Below are 18,400 nucleotides of genomic sequence, written 5' to 3'. Positions count from 1 at the left end.
CAGTGATCGCCCTCTCCCTCGCCGAGATCGCCGCCATCGTCGGCGGGCAGCCGCACGACATACCGGATCCGGCCGTCCAGGTCACCGGCCCCGTCGTGATCGACTCCCGCGAGGTGCGGCCCGGCAGTCTCTTCGCCGCCTTCACGGGTGAGCGCGTCGACGGCCACGACTACGCCGAGCGGGCCGTCGCCGCGGGCGCCGTCGCCGTGCTCGCCGTCCGCCCCGTCGGCGTGCCCGCGCTCGTCGTGCCGGACGTCCAGGCGGCGCTCGGGGCCCTCGCCCGGGCGGTCGTCGAACGCCTCGGCACCGACGTGGTCGCGCTGACCGGCTCGGCCGGCAAGACCTCCACCAAGGACCTGATCGCCCAGGTCCTGGAGCGTCACGCGCCCACCGTGTGGACGCCCGGCTCCCTCAACAACGAGATCGGGCTGCCGCTGACCGCGCTCACGGCCGACGCCGGCACCCGGCACCTCGTCCTGGAGATGGGAGCGCGCGGAATCGGCCACATCCGCTACCTCACCGGCCTCACCCCGCCGCGCATCGGGCTCGTCCTCAACGTCGGCAGCGCGCACATCGGCGAGTTCGGCGGACGCGAGCAGATCGCCCAGGCCAAGGGCGAACTCGTCGAGTCCCTTCCGTCGGCGGAGGACGGCGGCATCGCCGTGCTGAACGCCGACGACCCCCTCGTACGCGCCATGGCCAAGCGGACCGCGGCGCGCGTCGTCCTGTTCGGAGAGGCGGACGAAGCGGCCGTACGTGCCGAGAACGTCCGGCTCACAGAAACCGGACAGCCCTCTTTCAGGCTTCACACACCCACCGGGTGCAGCGACGTGACCTTGCGCCTGTACGGTGAGCACCACGTGTCGAACGCGCTCGCCGCGGCCGCCGTCGCGCATGAGCTGGGCATGCCCGTGGAGGAGATCGCCACCGCGCTCTCCGAGGCGGGCACCCTGTCGCGCTGGCGCATGGAGGTCACCGAGCGTCCGGACGGCGTGACGATCGTCAACGACGCCTACAACGCGAACCCCGAGTCCATGCGAGCCGCCCTGCGCGCGCTCGCGGCCATGGGCAGGCCCGCACAGGCCAGGGGGTGCCGTACGTGGGCGGTGCTCGGCAAGATGGCCGAGCTCGGGGACGAGTCGCTCGCCGAGCACGACGCGGTCGGGCGGCTCGCCGTCCGGCTCAACGTCAGCAAGCTCGTCGCGGTCGGGGACAGGGAAGCGTCCTGGCTGCAACTGGGCGCCTATAACGAGGGTTCGTGGGGTGAGGAGTCGGTGCACGTTTCCGACGCGCAGGCGGCGGTCGACCTGTTGCGCAGTGAGCTGCGACCGGGGGACGTCGTCCTGGTGAAGGCTTCCAGGTCGGTCGGTCTGGAGCGGGTCGCCATGGCACTGCTCGAGGGCTCCGAGGGTGAGGTCGCCGGCCGATGAGGCAGATCCTCTTCGCGGGGGCCATCGGGCTCTTCCTGACCCTGATCGGCACCCCGCTGCTCATCAAGCTGCTCGCCCGCAAGGGATACGGACAGTTCATCCGCGACGACGGCCCGCGCGGCCACGCCGGGAAGAAGGGCACGCCCACCATGGGCGGCATCTCCTTCATCCTGGCCACCCTCATCGCGTACGCCCTGGCCAAGGTCATCACCGGCGAGGACCCGACCTACTCGGGCGTCCTGGTGCTGTTCCTGATGGCCGGCATGGGCCTGGTGGGCTTCCTCGACGACTACATCAAGATCGTCAAGCAGCGTTCGCTCGGCCTGCGGGCCAAGGCGAAGATGGCCGGGCAGCTGATCGTCGGCATCGCCTTCGCCGTGCTCTCGCTGCAGTTCGCCGACCTGCGCGGCAACACCCCGGCCTCCACGAAGCTCTCCTTCATCGCCGACTTCGGCTGGGCCATCGGCCCGGTGCTCTTCGTGGTCTGGGCGCTCTTCATGATCCTGGCCATGTCCAACGGCGTGAACCTGACGGACGGTCTGGACGGTCTGGCCACCGGCGCGTCGGTGATGGTCTTCGGCGCCTACACCTTCATCGGGCTCTGGCAGTTCCAGGAGTCGTGCGCCAACGCCATGAGCCTGACGAACCCGAACGCCTGCTTCGAGGTACGAGATCCACTCGACCTCGCGGTCGTCGCCTCCGCGCTGATGGGCGCCTGCTTCGGCTTCCTGTGGTGGAACACCTCACCCGCCAAGATCTTCATGGGTGACACCGGCTCGCTGGCCCTCGGCGGCGCGCTGGCCGGTCTCGCCATCTGCTCCCGTACGGAGCTGCTGCTCGCCCTCCTCGGCGGCCTCTTCGTGATGATCACGATGTCCGTGGTCATCCAGGTCGGCTCGTTCAAGATGACGGGCAAGCGCGTCTTCCGGATGGCGCCCCTCCAGCACCACTTCGAACTCAAGGGGTGGTCCGAGGTCCTGGTCGTCGTCCGCTTCTGGATCATCCAGGGCATCTACGTGATCGTGGGCCTGGGCATCTTCTACGCGGGATGGGCGTCCGAAAAGTGAGCGAGCTGGACTGGCAGGGCAAGCACGTCACCGTCGCCGGGCTCGGCGTGAGCGGCATCCCCGCCGCGCGCGTCCTGCACGGCCTCGGAGCGGTCGTCACGGTCGTCAACGACGGCGACGACGAGCGCTCCCGGGCCCAGGCGGCCGAGCTGGAGGCGGAGGGCGTCACCGTCCGCCTCGGCGACGGGGCCACCCTGCCGCCCGGCACCGAACTCATCGTCACCGCGCCGGGCTGGCAGCCCGACAAGCCGCTCTTCCAGGCCGCCCGGGCGGCCGGCGTGGAGATCTGGGGAGACGTCGAACTGGCCTGGCGGCTGCGCGGGCCGGAGGCGGCCCCGTGGCTCGCGGTCACCGGCACCAACGGCAAGACCACGACGGTGCGGATGCTCGCCTCCATCCTGGAGGCGGCCGGCCTGCGCACCGCCGCCGTCGGCAACATCGGCGTCTCGCTGCTCGACGCCGTCCTCGGCGAGGAGCGCTACGACGTGCTCGCCGTGGAACTCTCCAGCTACCAGCTGCACTGGGCGCCCTCGCTGCGCGCCCACTCGGCGGCCGTGCTCAACCTGGCGCCCGACCACCTCGACTGGCACGGCTCCATGGAGGCGTACGCCGCCGACAAGGGCCGCGTCTACGAGGGCAACCGGGTCGCCTGCGTCTACAACGTGGCCGACAAGGTCACCGAGGACCTGGTCCGCGAGGCCGACGTCGAGGAGGGCTGCCGGGCCATCGGCTTCACCCTCGGCACCCCCGGTCCGTCGCAGCTCGGTGTCGTCGAGGGCATCCTCGTCGACCGGGCCTTCGTCGAGAACCGGCAGAAGAACGCCCAGGAGCTGGCCGAGGTCTCCGACGTCCAGCCGCCGGCCCCGCACAACATCGCCAACGCGCTCGCCGCGGCCGCCCTCGCCCGCGCCTTCGGCGTCGAGCCGAAGGCCGTACGGGACGGACTGCGGGCCTTCCGGCCCGACCCGCACCGCATCGAACTGGTCGAGGAGATCGAGGGCGTCGTCTACGTCGACGACTCCAAGGCCACCAACACCCACGCCGCGGAAGCCTCGTTGGCGGCCTACGACCCGATCGTCTGGATCGCCGGCGGCCTTGCCAAGGGCGCGACCTTCGACGAGCTCGTGACGAACTCGGCGAAGCGGCTGCGCGGGGTCGTCCTGATCGGCCAGGACCGGGAGCTGATCCGCGAAGCCCTGGCGCGACACGCCCCGGAGGTCCCGGTGGTGGACCTCGACCGGACCGACACTGGGGCGATGTCGGCGGCGGTCCAGGAGGCTGCCGCGCTCGCCCGGCCCGGGGACACGGTCCTCCTGGCCCCGGCCTGTGCGTCGATGGACATGTTCGCCAACTACAACAAGCGGGGCGAGGCCTTCGCGGACGCCGTCCGCGCCCTCGCCGCCACCGGGCGCGCCTGACCTGACCAGCCAACAGGTCCGGCGTGGCCGGGCACGACCGGAGGGGACAGCGACCATGCCGAGCAGAACCGCCGGGCCGGGGAAGGCCGCCGTACGCGGCGGACGTGCCCCCGCGGCGCCGGGGCCCCGGCGTGCGGGGGGAGTGCGGGGGGCCTACGAGCGGGCCCGCCGGGCCTGGGACCGGCCGCTCACGGCGTACTACGTGATCGTCGGCGCGGGACTGCTCATCACCGCGCTCGGCCTGGTGATGGTCTACTCCGCCTCGATGATCACGGCGCTCCGCTACGACCTGGTGCCGTCGTACTTCTTCCGCAAGCAGTTCTTCGCGGCGCTGCTGGGCGCCGGGCTGCTCTTCGCGGCCTCCCGGATGCCGGTGCGGCTGCACCGGGCGCTGGCCTACCCGATCCTGGTCGGGGCGATCTTCCTGATGGTCCTCGTGCAGGTGCCCGGGATAGGGGTCTCGGTCGGCGGCAACCAGAACTGGATCTCACTGGGCGGACCGTTCATGCTCCAGCCCAGCGAGTTCGGCAAGCTGGCGCTGATCCTGTGGGGGGCCGACCTGCTGGCCCGCAAACAGGACATGAAGCTGCTGACCCAGTGGAAGCACATGCTCGTGCCGCTGGTTCCGGGAACGTTTCTGCTGCTCGGTCTGATCATGCTGGGCGGTGACATGGGCACGGCGATCATCCTCACGGCGATCCTGTTCGGCCTGCTGTGGACCGCCGGCGCCCCCACCCGGCTCTTCGTCGGCGTGCTCGGCGTCGCCGGCGCGCTCGGCATGCTGCTGATCAAGACCAGCCCGCACCGGATGGAGCGGCTGGGCTGCATCGGCGCGAGCGACCCGGGCGGTGCGGGCGACCCCTGCTGGCAGGCCGCGCACGGAATCTACGCGCTGGCCTCCGGGGGATGGTTCGGTTCCGGACTCGGGGCAAGTGTGGAAAAATGGGGTCAACTCCCCGAAGCCCACACCGACTTCATCTTCGCCGTCACCGGGGAGGAACTGGGTCTGGCGGGGACGCTGTCGGTGCTGGCCCTGTTCGCGGCTCTAGGCTATGCGGGTATCCGCGTGGCCGGAGGCACGGAGGACCCCTTCGTCAGGTTTGCCGCGGGAGGCGTGACCACCTGGATCACGGCGCAGGCCGTGATCAACATCGGTGCGGTGCTCGGTCTGCTGCCGATCGCCGGAGTCCCGCTCCCGTTGTTCTCCTACGGGGGGTCGGCCCTGCTGCCGACCATGTTCGCCGTCGGGCTGCTGATCGCCTTCGCGCGACAGGAACCCGCCGCGAAAGCGGCCCTGGCCATGCGCCGCCCCGGCTGGGGCAAGCGGGCCGGGGGGAGATGGAAGTCGATGCGACGGCGCGTCAAGAAGCGTCCGTCCGGAGAGCGGTGAATTTCGGTGCATGTCGTACTCGCCGGCGGAGGTACTGCCGGTCACATCGAGCCCGCGCTCGCCCTCGCGGACGCCCTGCGCAGGCAGGACCCCTCCGTGGGGATCACGGCGCTGGGCACGGAGAAGGGCCTGGAGACCCGGCTGGTCCCCGAGCGGGGCTACGAGCTGGCGCTCATCCCCGCCGTGCCGCTGCCCCGTAAGCCCACCCCTGAGCTGATCACCGTCCCCGGGCGGCTGCGCGGCACCATCAAGGCCGCCGAGCAGGTCCTGGAGCGCACCAAGGCGGACTGCGTGGTCGGCTTCGGCGGCTACGTGGCGCTTCCCGGCTACCTCGCCGCCAAGCGGCTCGGTGTGCCCATCGTGGTCCACGAGGCCAACGCCCGGCCCGGCCTGGCCAACAAGATCGGCTCGCGGTACGCGGCCGGGGTCGCCGTCGCCACCCCGGACTCCAAGCTCCGCAACGCCCGTTACATCGGCATCCCGCTGCGGCACACCATCGCCACCCTGGACCGCGCCCGCATGCGCCCCGAGGCGCGCGCCGCGTTCGGCCTCGACCCGAACCTGCCGACCCTGCTGGTCTCCGGCGGCTCCCAGGGCGCGCGCCGGCTCAACGAGGTCGTGCAGCAGATCGCGCCGGTGCTCCAGCGCTCCGGCATCCAGATCCTGCACGCGGTCGGCCCGAAGAACGAACTGCCGCGTGTCGACAACATGCCCGGAATGCCGCCGTACGTGCCGGTACCGTACGTGGACCGGATGGATCTCGCGTACGCCGCCGCCGACATGATGCTCTGCCGGGCGGGCGCGATGACCGTCGCCGAGCTCTCCGCCGTCGGACTCCCGGCCGCCTACGTCCCGCTGCCCATCGGCAACGGCGAACAGCGGCTCAACGCCCAGCCGGTGGTGAAGGCCGGCGGTGGACTCCTCGTCGACGACGCGGAACTGTCGCCGCAGTGGGTGCAGGCCAACGTCCTGCCCGTACTGGCCGATCCGCACCGCCTGTACGAGATGTCCCGCGCCGCCTCCGAGTTCGGCCGCCGGGACGCCGACGACCTGCTCGTCGGCATGGTGTACGAGGCGATCGCCGCCCGCCGTCAGGCGTAGCGGCGCCGACGGGCAGGAGACGCCACTGTGGCAGCCGGACCGGCGACCCAGCAGAAGAGCGGCACGAGCAGGTCCGAGGGCTCGCCGCAGCGGCCCTCCCGACCGGGCACCCGGAAGCTCCGGGTGCCCGGCCCGCGTGCGCTCCTGATCGCCTTCGCCGGCCTCGTCCTCGTCGCCGCCGGCGTCTGGGCTCTCTACGGCTCCGGCTGGTTCCGGGTGGAGCAGGTCACCACCTCCGGGACCCGGGTGCTCACGCCGGGCGAGGTCGAGCGGGTCGCCGCCGTTCCCGTCGGCGCGCCGCTCGTGTCCGTCGACACCGACGCCATCGAGGCGCGGCTGCGGGAGCGGCTGCCGCGGATCGCGGACGTGGACGTCGTCCGCTCCTGGCCGCACGGAATCGGACTGAAAGTGACGGAACGTCTGCCCGTCCTGCTCATCGAAAAGGGCGGAAAGTTCGACGAAGTGGACTCCGGCGCCGTTCGGTTCGCCACCGTGGTCCGTCCGCCCCGCGGAGTGCCCCGGCTCGTCCTCGACGCCGCCGCCTCGCCGAGCCTGCGCCGCTTCGACGCGGAGCGGCTGTTGCGGGCGGCGGTAGGCGTGACGGGCGAACTCCCGGAGAAAATCGCCCAGGACGTCCGTGTCGTCCGGATCACGTCCTTCGACTCCATCACTCTGGAACTCGACAAGGGCCGCACCGTCTTCTGGGGCAGCGGCGAGGACGGGCCCGTGAAGGCCCGGGTTCTCACCGCGCTCATGAAAGCGACTCCCAAAGCGGGGCACTTCGATGTAAGTGCCCCCACCGCGCCCGCCTCGTCGGGAAGTTGACGCTCATCAGCCCTGGCCAGCACCCTGGTTGGCCAGCGCTACGGGTGATCACATAGGGTGAAAAGAAAAACGGGAGGTTCGGCGTGTTCGTTGAACGTGCGCCACTTGTCGACTTAGTGTCCTGTTCGGAAGAGTCCAGCGAACAGCGACACTGGTAACCCTAAACTTCAACGTTAGGGTTTGGGTCGGCGTTCGGACCGTCCCAATCGGCATCCGTCGTCGCGGCGCGCTTACCACCGCGAAGCGGCGACACGTAACTCGAGGCGAGAGGCCTTCGACGTGGCAGCACCGCAGAACTACCTCGCAGTCATCAAGGTCATCGGTGTCGGCGGCGGTGGTGTCAATGCCATCAACCGAATGATCGAGGTCGGTCTCAAGGGCGTCGAGTTCATCGCCATCAACACCGATGCTCAGGCGTTGTTGATGAGCGACGCCGACGTCAAGCTCGACGTCGGCCGTGAACTCACCCGTGGCCTCGGGGCCGGGGCGAACCCGGCCGTCGGTCGCAAGGCGGCAGAGGACCACCGTGAGGAGATCGAGGAGGTCCTCAAGGGGGCCGACATGGTCTTCGTCACCGCCGGCGAAGGCGGCGGCACCGGCACCGGCGGCGCACCCGTCGTCGCCAACATCGCGCGCTCGCTCGGCGCCCTCACGATCGGTGTGGTCACCCGGCCGTTCACCTTCGAGGGCCGGCGTCGCGCCAACCAGGCGGAGGACGGCATCGCCGAGCTCCGCGAAGAGGTCGACACCCTCATCGTCATCCCCAACGACCGGCTGCTGTCGATCTCGGACCGCCAGGTCTCCGTGCTCGACGCCTTCAAGTCGGCCGACCAGGTGCTCCTCAGCGGTGTCCAGGGCATCACCGACCTCATCACCACCCCGGGTCTGATCAACCTCGACTTCGCCGACGTCAAGTCGGTCATGTCCGAGGCCGGTTCGGCCCTCATGGGCATCGGCTCCGCCCGCGGCGACGACCGCGCGGTGGCCGCCGCCGAGATGGCGATCTCCTCGCCGCTCCTCGAGGCGTCCATCGACGGCGCCCGTGGCGTGCTGCTGTCCATCTCCGGCGGCAGTGACCTCGGTCTCTTCGAGATCAACGAGGCCGCCCAGCTGGTGAGCGAGGCGGCGCACCCCGAGGCGAACATCATCTTCGGTGCGGTCATCGACGACGCCCTCGGCGACGAGGTCCGGGTCACCGTCATCGCGGCAGGCTTCGACGGCGGCCAGCCGCCCGCCCGCCGTGACAACATCATCGGCTCGTCCTCCGCCAAGCGCGAGGAGCCCGCCCCGGCGCCCCGTGCCGCCGAGAACTCCCGCCCGCTGGGCGGACTCGGCACGGTGACCCCCCGCGAGGAGCCGGCGCCCGCCGAGCCCGCGCCGGCGGCCGCCGGCGAGAGCACGCTGCCGCCCGTCGCCCCGCCGGTGGTCCCGCCGGCCCGCCCGTACCCGGACACCCAGGCCGAAGAGCTGGATGTCCCGGACTTCTTGAAGTGATAGGGCAGCGTCACGACACGAGCGGCGCCCACTTCGCCTTCACCGACCGGTGGGGCGGAGTGAGCGCCGTTCCGTACGAGCAGCTCAACCTCGGCGGTGCCGTCGGCGACGACCCCGAGGCCGTACGGGCCAACCGGGGACGCGCGGCCGAGGCGCTCGGGCTCGACCCGGCGCGGGTGGTCTGGATGAACCAGGTGCACGGCGCCGACGTCGCCGAGGTCGAAGGGCCTTGGGGGACCGGGGCGGTCCCGTCGGTCGACGCCGTCGTCACCGCCCGCCGGGGGCTCGCCCTCGCGGTGCTCACCGCGGACTGCGTCCCGGTCCTGCTCGCCGACCCCGTCGCCGGGGTCGTCGGGGCCGCCCACGCCGGGCGGCCCGGGATGGTCGCCGGGGTGGTCCCGGCGGCCGTGGAGCGGATGACCGAACTCGGCGCCCGCCCCGACCGGATCGTCGCCCGCACCGGCCCCGCCGTCTGCGGGCGCTGCTACGAGGTGCCGGAAGCCATGCGCGCCGAGGTGGCGGCGGTCGAGCCGGCCGCCCACGCCGAGACCTCGTGGGGCACCCCCGCCGTGGACGTCACCGCGGGCGTGCTGGCCCAGCTCTCGCGGCTGGGCGTCACCGACGTCGAGGCGAGCGGGATCTGCACCCTGGAGTCCGCCGACCACTACTCGTACCGCCGCGATCGCACCACCGGGCGACTCGCGGGATATGTCTGGTTGATCTGAGAAGAGATATGACGGACCGCAAGTCGGAACTCGCCGCGAACCTCGCCCGGGTGGAGGAGCGCATCGCCGCCGCGTGCGCCGCCGCCGGGCGGAAGCGGGAGGACGTGACCCTCGTCGTGGTCACCAAGACCTACCCCGCGAGCGACGTGCGGCTCCTGCACGAACTCGGCGTGCGTCACGTCGCGGAGAACCGGGACCAGGACGCGGCGCCCAAGGCCGCCGCCTGCGCGGATCTCGACCTGAGCTGGCATTTCGTGGGCCAGTTGCAGACGAACAAGGTCCGGTCCGTGGTGGGTTATGCCGATGTGGTGCAGTCCGTCGACCGTTTGAAGCTCGTTTCCTCTCTCTCCACGGCCGCGGAGAACCGGGGGCGCGAGCTCGGCTGTCTGATCCAGGTGGCCCTGGACGCCGAGTCCGGCCACCGGGGCGAGCGGGGCGGGGTGGCGCCCGACGGGATCGAGGAGTTGGCGGCGGCGGTCGACGCCGCCCCGGGACTCCGGCTCGGCGGACTGATGACCGTCGCACCCCTGGCCGGTCCGTACGCGGGCCGGCAACAGGCCGCCTTCGAGCGCCTGATGGATTTGTCGACTGCCCTGCGCGCGACCCGTCCGGCTGCGAACATGGTGTCAGCAGGGATGAGCGCGGACCTCGAGGAGGCCGTCGCGGCCGGAGCGACACACGTGCGCATCGGTACGGCGGTGCTCGGTGTCCGCCCGAAGCTCGGGTAACGTCGCGAAGCAAGTCGGACCACAGCAGAAAATATGGTCATTCCGCCGAGGGGCGGACAGACCCGTGGATCGCGGGCACTTGGTGACACTGCGACATTCGGTAAGGGCGATCCACCACAGAGCGGAGGATGCAGAGAATGGCCGGCGCGATGCGCAAGATGGCGGTCTACCTCGGCCTCGTGGAGGACGATGGTTACGACGGCCGGGGATTCGATCCCGACGACGACTTCGAACCCGAGCTGGAGCCGGAGCCGGAGCGTGACCGGCGCCACCACCAGCCTCCCCGACAGCTGGAGCGGGAGGAACCGGTGCGTGTGGTGGCCCCGCCCGCACCCCGTGAACCGGTGTCCCATTCTGTCCCGGTACCCGCCGAGAGTGGACGTCCGGCCCGAATTGCCCCCGTGGCATCCATCACACCCGAACGTCCCAGCCTGGAGAAGAACGCACCCGTGATCATGCCCAAGGTCGTGTCCGAGCGGGAGCCGTACCGCATCACCACGCTGCACCCGCGGACCTACAACGAGGCCCGTACCATCGGGGAACACTTCCGCGAGGGCACCCCGGTGATCATGAACCTCACGGAGATGGACGACACCGATGCAAAGCGACTTGTCGACTTTGCCGCCGGACTCGTCTTCGGGCTCCATGGCAGCATTGAGCGCGTGACGCAGAAGGTGTTCCTGTTGTCGCCTGCTAACGTCGATGTCACGGCGGAGGACAAGGCCCGTATCGCAGAGGGCGGATTCTTCAACCAGAGCTGAGAACACGAGACCGAGTACGGCCCGGCCGCAGAGGGCGGCCGGACAAGTGAGAGCACGAGAGCCAGGGGAGAGGGAAGCGCGGGATGGGCGTCGCTTTGCAGGTGATCTACATCGCGCTGATGTGCTTCCTCGTCCTCCTGATCTTGCGGCTGGTCATGGACTACGTCTTCCAGTTCGCCCGGTCATGGCAACCCGGTAAGGCGATGGTGGTCGTACTGGAGGCCACCTACACTGTCACCGATCCACCGCTCAAGCTTCTTCGGCGGCTCATCCCGCCGTTGCGTCTCGGGGGCGTGGCACTCGACCTGTCCTTCTTCGTTCTGATGATCGTCGTTTACATCCTGATCTCCATCGTGAGCAACTTCGCGAGGTGATGGTGGAGGTGAATGTGGACGATACGGTCTTGCCGACTGCCGACGACTACGTAGAGGTGAAGAAGAGATGCCGCTGACCCCCGAGGACGTGCGGAACAAGCAGTTCACGACCGTCCGCCTTCGAGAAGGCTATGACGAGGACGAGGTCGATGCCTTCCTCGACGAGGTCGAAGCCGAACTGACCCGACTGCTCCGCGAGAACGAGGACCTGCGCGCCAAGCTGGCCGCGGCGACCCGTGCCGCCGCGCAGAACCAGCAGCAGGGCATGCGCAAGCCGCCGGAGCAGCAGGACCGTCCTGTCGGTCCCGGCGCTCCCGTGCCCGCCGCCATATCCGGACCGCCGTCCCAGCAGCAGCCCCCGCAGATGGGCCCGCCGCAGCTGCCGTCCGGTGCCCCCGCGCTTCCCGCCGGCCCGATGCAGGGCGGCCCCATGCAGGGCGGGCCCATGGGCCCCGGTCCGATGCAGGGCGGCCCGATGGGTCCCGGTCCGATGCAGGGCGGCCCCATGGGTCACCCGCAGCAGCAGATGCAGCAGATGCAGCCGGCCCAGGGCCCGGGTGGCGACAGCGCCGCGCGTGTCCTCTCGCTGGCCCAGCAGACCGCCGACCAGGCGATCGCGGAGGCCCGTTCCGAGGCCAACAAGATCGTCGGCGAGGCGCGCTCGCGCGCCGAGGGCCTGGAGCGGGACGCCCGCGCCAAGGCCGACGCCCTGGAGCGGGACGCGCAGGAGAAGCACCGCGTCGCGATGGGCTCCCTGGAGTCCGCCCGCGCGACCCTCGAGCGCAAGGTCGAGGACCTGCGGGGCTTCGAGCGCGAGTACCGGACCCGCCTGAAGTCGTACCTGGAGTCGCAGCTGCGTCAGCTGGAGACCCAGGCCGACGACTCGCTGGCTCCGCCGCGCACCCCCGCGGCCGCCTCCCTGCCGCCGTCCCCGTCGATGGCCCCGGCCGGCGCCGGTGCCCCGTCCTTCGGCGGCAACGGCCCGATGGGCGGTGCCCCGTCGTACGGCGGCCAGCAGCAGATGTCCCCGGCGATGACCCAGCCGATGGCTCCGGTCCGCCCGCAGGCTCCCCAGCCGATGCAGCAGGCGCCCGCGCCGATGCGCGGCTTCCTGATCGACGAGGACGACAACTGACGGCCCCGCGGCTCTAGCCGTCGGCGGCAGTCTCGGAGGGCCGGGCCCTGGGAATCTCCCAGGGCCCGGCCCTTTGTGCTGCCTTGGTGCCGACTGCGGCCCGTCGCCTGGCGTGCGGACGAGTGCCGGCTCCTACCGCTGGGGCGCCCGCCCGGCGCGCACGGCGCCGTAGGGGTGCGGGCGGCGTGCAGGGGGCGGAGCGCGCCGCCCGGCGCGGTCCCGTGTGCCCACCCGTCCCGCCCCGGCGGGATTGCCCACACGGGGGTGGGGTCAGGGCCGCACGGGGGTGGGGGCGTGAGGTGCGTGGGGGTGGGGCGTGAGGGTGGCCCCGGAGGCACCCTCGGGGGCGCGTGGAGGGCCCCCCGGGGTGGGGTGAGGCCCGTGTGGGGGCGCGGGAGCGCTGGGGCCGGGCCGTGTGGGGCGCGGGAGCGGTGGGGTGAGGCCCGTGTGGGGCGCGGGAGGGGTGGGACGGGCCCGTGTGGGGCGCGGGAGGGGTGGGGTGGGGTCTGTGTGGGGCGCGGGGGTGTGGAGAGGTGCGCGGGGGGTGGGGTCGGGGCTGTGATCCGGGTGGGTCGGGACGTCGGGGGCAGGACGGTGTGAGGTGGTTCACGGGGGGCGAGGGGGTGGGCGGGGTATGGCGAAGGGCCCGGCGCCTCTCGGGGTGCCGGGCCCTTCGCGGGGGTGCTACGCCTTGCGGAGGCGGAAGGTGAGGGACAGGCCCTCGTCCTCGAAGGGGGTGCCGTACGTGGAGTCGGCCTCGCCCTCCGCGTAGTCCGTGCACAGGACCTCGTCCGCGATGAGCGCCGCGTGGGCCGTCAGGGCCTCCGTGGTCTCCGGCGACGTGGAGGTCCAGCGCAGGGCGATGCGGTCCGCGACGTCGAGGCCGCTGTTCTTGCGGGCCTCCTGGATCAGCCGGATCGCGTCACGGGCTAGGCCCGCCTTGCGGAGCTCCGGGGTGATCTCCAGGTCGAGGGCGACCGTCGCGCCCGAGTCCGAGGCGACCGACCAGCCCTCGCGCGGGGTCTCGGTGATGATGACCTCCTCGGGCGTGAGGGTCACCTGCTCGCCGTTGACCTCGACGCTCGCCTCGCCGCCGCGCAGCGCGAGCGACAGGGCCGCCGCGTCCGCCGCCGCCACGGCCTTCGCCACGTCCTGCACGCCTTTGCCGAAGCGCTTGCCGAGCGCGCGGAAGTTCGCCTTGGCCGTGGTGTCGACCAGGCTGCCGCCGACCTCCGAGAGGGAGGCCACCGTCGAGACGTTGAGCTCCTCGGTGATCTGGGCCTGCAGCTCCGCGGACAGGTCCGCGAAGCCGGTCGCGGCCACGAGCGCCCGCGAGAGCGGCTGACGGGTCTTCACGCCCGACTCGGCCCGCGTGGCGCGGCCCAGCTCGACCAGGCGGCGCACCAGCAGCATCTGCTCGGAGAGGGAGGCGTCGATCAGGGCGCCGTCCGGCTCCGGCCAGGTCGCCAGGTGGACGGACTCCGGGGCGTCCACGCTCACCGGGACCACCAGGTCCTGCCACACGCGCTCGGTGATGAACGGCGTCAGCGGGGCCATCAGGCGGGTGACCGTCTCCACGACCTCGTGCAGCGTGCGCAGGGCCGCCTTGTCGCCCTGCCAGAAGCGGCGGCGCGAGCGGCGCACGTACCAGTTCGACAGGTCGTCGACGAAGGCCGAGAGGAGCTTGCCCGTGCGCTGGGTGTCGTACGACTCCATCGCCTCGGTGGCCTCGGCCACCAGCGTGTTCAGCTCGGACAGCAGCCAGCGGTCCAGGACCGGACGCTCCGCCGGGGCCGGGTCCGCCGCCGACGGGGACCAGCCCGAGGTGCGGGCGTACAGGGCCTGGAAGGCGACCGTGTTCCAGTAGGTCAGGAGGGTCTTGCGGACGACCTCCTGGATGGTGCCGTGGCCCACCCGGCGGGCCGCCCACGGTGAGCCACCGGCCGCCATGAACCAGCGGACCGCGTCGGCGCCGTGCTGGTCCATCAGCGGGATCGGCTGCAGGATGTTGCCCAGGTGCTTGGACATCTTGCGGCCGTCCTCGGCGAGGATGTGGCCCAGGCAGACCACGTTCTCGTACGACGACTTGTCGAAGACCAGCGTGCCGACCGCCATCAGCGTGTAGAACCAGCCGCGGGTCTGGTCGATGGCCTCGCTGATGAACTGCGCCGGGTAGCGGGACTCGAAGAGCTCCTTGTTCTGGTACGGGTAGCCGTACTGCGCGAACGGCATCGAGCCCGAGTCGTACCAGGCGTCGATGACCTCCGGCACGCGCGTCGCGGTCCTGCCGCAGCCCTCCGCCGGGCAGGGGAAGGTCACGTCGTCGATGTACGGGCGGTGCGGGTCCAGGTCCGACTGGTCCGTGCCCGTCAGCTCCGACAGCTCCGCGCGCGAGCCCACGCAGGTGAGGTGGTCGTCCTCGCAGCGCCAGATCGGCAGCGGGGTGCCCCAGTAGCGGTTGCGGGAGAGCGCCCAGTCGATGTTGTTGTTCAGCCAGTCGCCGAAGCGCCCGTGCTTGACCGACTCCGGGAACCAGTTGGTGTTCTCGTTCTCCTCGAGCAGACGGTCCTTGACCGCCGTCGTGCGGATGTACCAGGACGGCTGCGCGTAGTACAGCAGGGCCGTGTGGCAGCGCCAGCAGTGCGGGTAGCTGTGCTCGTAGGCGATGTGCTTGAAGAGCCGGCCGCGCGCGTCCAGGTCGGCGGTCAGCGCCTCGTCGGCCTTCTTGAAGAAGACGCCGCCGACCAGCGGCACGTCCTCCTCGAAGGTGCCGTCGGGGCGGACCGGGTTCACGACCGGCAGGCCGTAGGAGCGGCAGACCTTGAGGTCGTCCTCACCGAAGGCGGGGGACTGGTGGACCAGACCCGTACCGTCCTCGGTGGTCACGTACTCGGCGTTGACGACGTAGTGGGCCGGGGCGGGGAACTCGATCAGCTCGAACGGGCGCTCGTACGTCCAGCGCTCCATGTCCTTGCCGGTGAAGGACTCGCCGGTGGTCACCCAGCCCTCGCCGAGCGCCTTCTCCAGCAGGGGCTCGGCGACGACCAGCCGCTCGTCGCCGTCGGTGGCGACGACGTACGTGACCTCGGGGTGGGCGGCGACGGCCGTGTTGGACACCAGGGTCCACGGCGTGGTCGTCCAGACGAGGAGCGCGGCGCGGCCGGCGAGCGGGCCGGAGGTCAGCGGGAAGCGCACGTAGACCGAGGGGTCGACGACCGTCTCGTAGCCCTGCGCGAGCTCGTGGTCCGAGAGGCCGGTGCCGCAGCGGGGGCACCAGGGGGCGACGCGGTGGTCCTGGACGAGCAGGTCCTTGTCGAAGATCTGCTTCAGCGACCACCAGACCGACTCGATGTAGGAGGGGTCCATGGTGCGGTAGGCGTCGTCGAGGTCGACCCAGTAGCCCATCCGGGTGGTGAGCTCGGCGAAGGCGTCGGTGTGGCGGGTCACGGACTCGCGGCACCTGGCGTTGAACTCGGCGATGCCGTACGCCTCGATGTCCTTCTTGCCGGAGAAGCCGAGCTCCTTCTCGACGGCGAGCTCGACCGGCAGGCCGTGGCAGTCCCAGCCGGCCTTGCGGGCGACGTGGTAGCCGCGCATGGTGCGGAAGCGGGGGAACACGTCCTTGAAGACGCGGGCCTCGATGTGGTGGGCGCCCGGCATGCCGTTGGCGGTGGGCGGGCCCTCGTAGAAGACCCACTCCGGGCGTCCCTCGGACTGCTCCAGCGTCTTGGCGAAGACCTTGTTCTCGCGCCAGAAATCGAGCACGGCGTGCTCGAGCGCGGGCAGGTCTACCTGGGCGGGCACCTGGCGGTACTGCGAAGACATCGATCTTCCTCCGGCGGATGTTCCTCGTTCCGTCCGGAGGGACGAGAGCTGGGCTCCCGCGGTACCACCCTCCTTGGCCCCGGGCGCGGACGCCCTGAGCCCCCTCATTGGGGTCGCGACACCGGGTCTAGTCGCCGCGGTCGCCCGCGGTTTTCTTCCGGCAGCTCCGGGGTGATGCTTCACATCGGGCTCGCCCCCGGGCTCTCACCGTCCCCGGGTCGCTCATGGCTGCGTACGACGCTACTCGTCCCCATCCAAGCCTTTCGCTCCTCCCTCCGGCCCCGGCTTCGCCCGGGCTGGAGGGCACGTCCACAGTGTACGGGCCCGCCGTGCGGTCGGCCGACCGTTTTCCGTGTGACCCGAATGGCCACACGGCCGGGGGCGGACTTCCGCTGCGGCCAAGTGGGGGAGGGACGGTACGGATAACCGGCCGGTGAGCTGGGCACAACCGAGGCAGGTCCGTCCCGCGGGGCGCCGGGGCGGACGATGCGGGCGGCGTGCCCCGTTGCCGCGGGCCCTGGGCCGATTTATCGTCCCAGCACGATTCGCGCGCAAGATCACAAAATGTGAAGGGGCCGCGACATGGTGGCGAAGAAGACCGCCGCGAGGAAGACGACGGCCACGAAGACGACGGCCGCGAAGCCGCCGGCCGCGAAGAAGTCCGCGCCCGCGAAGAGGCCGGCGGCCGGGAAGGCGGCGGCCGGGAGGACCACGGCCACGGAGGACCCCGCCGAGCAGGCGGCCACGAAGAAGGCGGCGGCGGCGAAGAAGGTGCCGACGAGGAGCACGCCCGCGGGGAGTACCGCGGCCGCCGGCGCCACGGCCCCCGCGGCGGCGGACGGGACCCCCGTGGAGAGGACGGCGGCCGGTTCGCCCGGGAGCACCCCGGCGGGGAGTCCCGCCGGGACCACGAAGACCACGAAGACCACGAAGGCCACGAGGGCCGCGAGGGCCGCGAAGACGGCCAGGACCGCGACCGAGAAGAAGACAGGAGCCAGGACGGTGGCAGCGAAGAAGACCGCGGGTGGCGTCACGACGGCCGAGAACGACGCCGCGGTGCCCCCGGCCCGTGCCGGTGAGCTCGCCGTACGCCCCGGCGAGGACCCGTGGACCCCCGAGGAGGTCGCCGAGGCCCGCAGCGAACTGCAGGCGGAGGTGCTGCGGCTGCGCAGCGAGCTGGTCCACTCGCAGGAGGAGCTGACGGGGCTGATGCGCGACTCCGGCGACGGCGCCGGGGACGACCAGGCCGACACCGGCACCAAGAACATCACGCGCGAGCACGAGCTGGCCCTGGCCGCGAACGCCCGCGAGATGCTGGAGCAGACCGAGCACGCCCTGGAACGCCTCGACGCGGGCACGTACGGCTTGTGCGAGATCTGCGGGAAGCCCATCGGCAAGGCCAGGATGCAGGCCTTCCCGAGGGCCACCCTCTGCGTGGAGGACAAGCAGAAGCAGGAGCGTCGGGGCTGACGGCGCCGGACGCCCGTGTCGTACCCTCGGGGCACAGGCAGGCACCTAGGTTGAGGGACTCACGTGGCAGAGGCGGAGCGCGTCATCGGTACGCCGGATTCAGCAGGGGCCGACGAGGCAGGGGCCGACGAGACGGCGGTCCCCGAGGAGCGGCCCAGGGGCAGGCGGAAGATCCTCGCGCTGTTCCTGGTCGCCGTGTTCGCCTACCTGCTCGACCTCGGCAGCAAGATGGTCGTGGTCGAGAAGCTGGAGGGCCACGAGCCGATCGAGGTGATCGGCGACCTGCTGCGTTTCGAGGCCGTCCGCAACCCGGGTGCCGCGTTCGGCATGGGCGAGGCCTTCACGATCATCTTCACCGTGATCGCGGCCGCGGTCATCGTGGTGATCATCCGCCTCGCCCGCAAGCTCTACAGCCTCCCCTGGGCCATCGCGCTCGGTCTGCTGCTCGGCGGCGCGCTGGGCAACCTGACCGACCGGATCTTCCGCTCGCCGGGCGTCTTCGAGGGCGCGGTGGTCGACTTCATCGCGCCCGCGCACTTCGCCGTCTTCAACCTGGCGGACTCGGCGATCGTCTGCGGCGGCATCCTCATCGTCTTCCTCTCGTTCCGCGGCCTGGACCCGGACGGAACCGTCCACAAGGACTGAAACCCCGCGGGT

The 18,400-nt window shown here is 71.3% G+C and carries 16 protein-coding genes; 14 read left to right on the top strand and 2 right to left on the bottom strand.

Translation table 11 applies throughout. The features are described from left to right. Positions 1 to 2: 2 nt before the first annotated feature. The 12 genes from murF to ACGF1Z_RS07285 all read left to right on the top strand — a co-directional run bounded on the left by murF (position 3) and on the right by ACGF1Z_RS07285 (position 12,448). A complete protein-coding gene (gene murF / locus ACGF1Z_RS07340; protein WP_393000936.1) occupies positions 3 to 1,430 on the top strand; it encodes a UDP-N-acetylmuramoyl-tripeptide--D-alanyl-D-alanine ligase in 1,428 nt (475 codons plus the stop codon). After that, positions 1,427 to 2,497, top strand: coding sequence for a phospho-N-acetylmuramoyl-pentapeptide-transferase (mraY, locus tag ACGF1Z_RS07335; protein WP_393000934.1), 1,071 nt, complete (start codon positions 1,427 to 1,429; stop codon positions 2,495 to 2,497). Before murF ends, mraY begins: the two co-directional genes overlap by 4 nt. Then, positions 2,479 to 3,915, top strand: a complete 1,437-nt coding sequence (gene murD / locus ACGF1Z_RS07330) for a UDP-N-acetylmuramoyl-L-alanine--D-glutamate ligase (protein ID WP_393000932.1) — start codon at positions 2,479 to 2,481, stop codon at positions 3,913 to 3,915. The genes mraY and murD overlap by 19 nt, the downstream gene beginning before the upstream one ends. 55 nt (positions 3,916 to 3,970) lie before the next feature. Continuing rightward, positions 3,971 to 5,305, top strand: coding sequence for a putative lipid II flippase FtsW (ftsW, locus tag ACGF1Z_RS07325; RefSeq protein ID WP_393000930.1), 1,335 nt, complete (start codon positions 3,971 to 3,973; stop codon positions 5,303 to 5,305). A 6-nt stretch (positions 5,306 to 5,311) separates the two neighbouring features. Beyond that, complete coding sequence (murG, locus tag ACGF1Z_RS07320) at positions 5,312 to 6,406, top strand: undecaprenyldiphospho-muramoylpentapeptide beta-N-acetylglucosaminyltransferase (protein WP_393000928.1); 1,095 nt, start codon at positions 5,312 to 5,314, stop codon at positions 6,404 to 6,406. Positions 6,407 to 6,433: 27 nt separating this feature from the next. Then, positions 6,434 to 7,231: a cell division protein FtsQ/DivIB gene (locus ACGF1Z_RS07315; RefSeq protein WP_393000926.1), complete on the top strand. Its 798-nt coding sequence runs from the start codon at positions 6,434 to 6,436 to the stop codon at positions 7,229 to 7,231. A 279-nt stretch (positions 7,232 to 7,510) separates the two neighbouring features. Continuing rightward, positions 7,511 to 8,725, top strand: a complete 1,215-nt coding sequence (ftsZ, locus tag ACGF1Z_RS07310; RefSeq protein ID WP_393000924.1) for a cell division protein FtsZ — start codon at positions 7,511 to 7,513, stop codon at positions 8,723 to 8,725. Beyond that, positions 8,722 to 9,450: a peptidoglycan editing factor PgeF gene (pgeF, locus tag ACGF1Z_RS07305; RefSeq protein ID WP_393000922.1), complete on the top strand. Its 729-nt coding sequence runs from the start codon at positions 8,722 to 8,724 to the stop codon at positions 9,448 to 9,450. The genes ftsZ and pgeF overlap by 4 nt, the downstream gene beginning before the upstream one ends. Positions 9,451 to 9,458: 8 nt before the next feature. Further along, on the top strand, positions 9,459 to 10,178 hold the full coding sequence (locus tag ACGF1Z_RS07300) for a YggS family pyridoxal phosphate-dependent enzyme (RefSeq protein ID WP_393000920.1): 720 nt from the start codon (positions 9,459 to 9,461) through the stop codon (positions 10,176 to 10,178). 137 nt (positions 10,179 to 10,315) lie between these two features. Continuing rightward, positions 10,316 to 10,939 (top strand): cell division protein SepF, encoded by a 624-nt coding sequence (locus ACGF1Z_RS07295; RefSeq protein WP_376629389.1) that lies wholly within the window; start codon positions 10,316 to 10,318, stop codon positions 10,937 to 10,939. 83 nt (positions 10,940 to 11,022) lie between these two features. Beyond that, a complete protein-coding gene (locus ACGF1Z_RS07290; RefSeq protein WP_393000917.1) occupies positions 11,023 to 11,313 on the top strand; it encodes a YggT family protein in 291 nt (96 codons plus the stop codon). Positions 11,314 to 11,380: 67 nt separating this feature from the next. Then, positions 11,381 to 12,448, top strand: a complete 1,068-nt coding sequence (locus ACGF1Z_RS07285) for a DivIVA domain-containing protein (protein ID WP_393000915.1) — start codon at positions 11,381 to 11,383, stop codon at positions 12,446 to 12,448. A 684-nt stretch (positions 12,449 to 13,132) separates the two neighbouring features. Here ACGF1Z_RS07285 and ileS read toward each other — a convergent pair. Together ileS and ACGF1Z_RS07275 are read right to left on the bottom strand one after the other, a co-directional pair. Next, complete coding sequence (ileS, locus tag ACGF1Z_RS07280; RefSeq protein WP_393000913.1) at positions 13,133 to 16,273, bottom strand: isoleucine--tRNA ligase; 3,141 nt, start codon at positions 16,271 to 16,273, stop codon at positions 13,133 to 13,135. A gap of 557 nt (positions 16,274 to 16,830) precedes the next feature. Then, positions 16,831 to 17,307, bottom strand: coding sequence for a hypothetical protein (locus ACGF1Z_RS07275; protein ID WP_393000911.1), 477 nt, complete (start codon positions 17,305 to 17,307; stop codon positions 16,831 to 16,833). Here ACGF1Z_RS07275 and ACGF1Z_RS07270 point away from each other — a divergent pair. Beyond that, positions 17,276 to 17,743, top strand: a complete 468-nt coding sequence (locus tag ACGF1Z_RS07270; RefSeq protein WP_393000909.1) for a TraR/DksA family transcriptional regulator — start codon at positions 17,276 to 17,278, stop codon at positions 17,741 to 17,743. The genes ACGF1Z_RS07275 and ACGF1Z_RS07270 overlap by 32 nt on opposite strands. 63 nt (positions 17,744 to 17,806) lie before the next feature. Further along, complete coding sequence (gene lspA, locus ACGF1Z_RS07265; protein WP_393000907.1) at positions 17,807 to 18,388, top strand: signal peptidase II; 582 nt, start codon at positions 17,807 to 17,809, stop codon at positions 18,386 to 18,388. The last annotated feature ends 12 nt before the right edge of the window (positions 18,389 to 18,400 follow it).

The sequence above is a fragment of the Streptomyces sp. NPDC048018 genome, from assembly GCF_043202995.1.
Lineage (GTDB): Bacteria > Actinomycetota > Actinomycetes > Streptomycetales > Streptomycetaceae > Streptomyces.
This window is presented reverse-complemented; position numbering and strand designations above follow the sequence as displayed.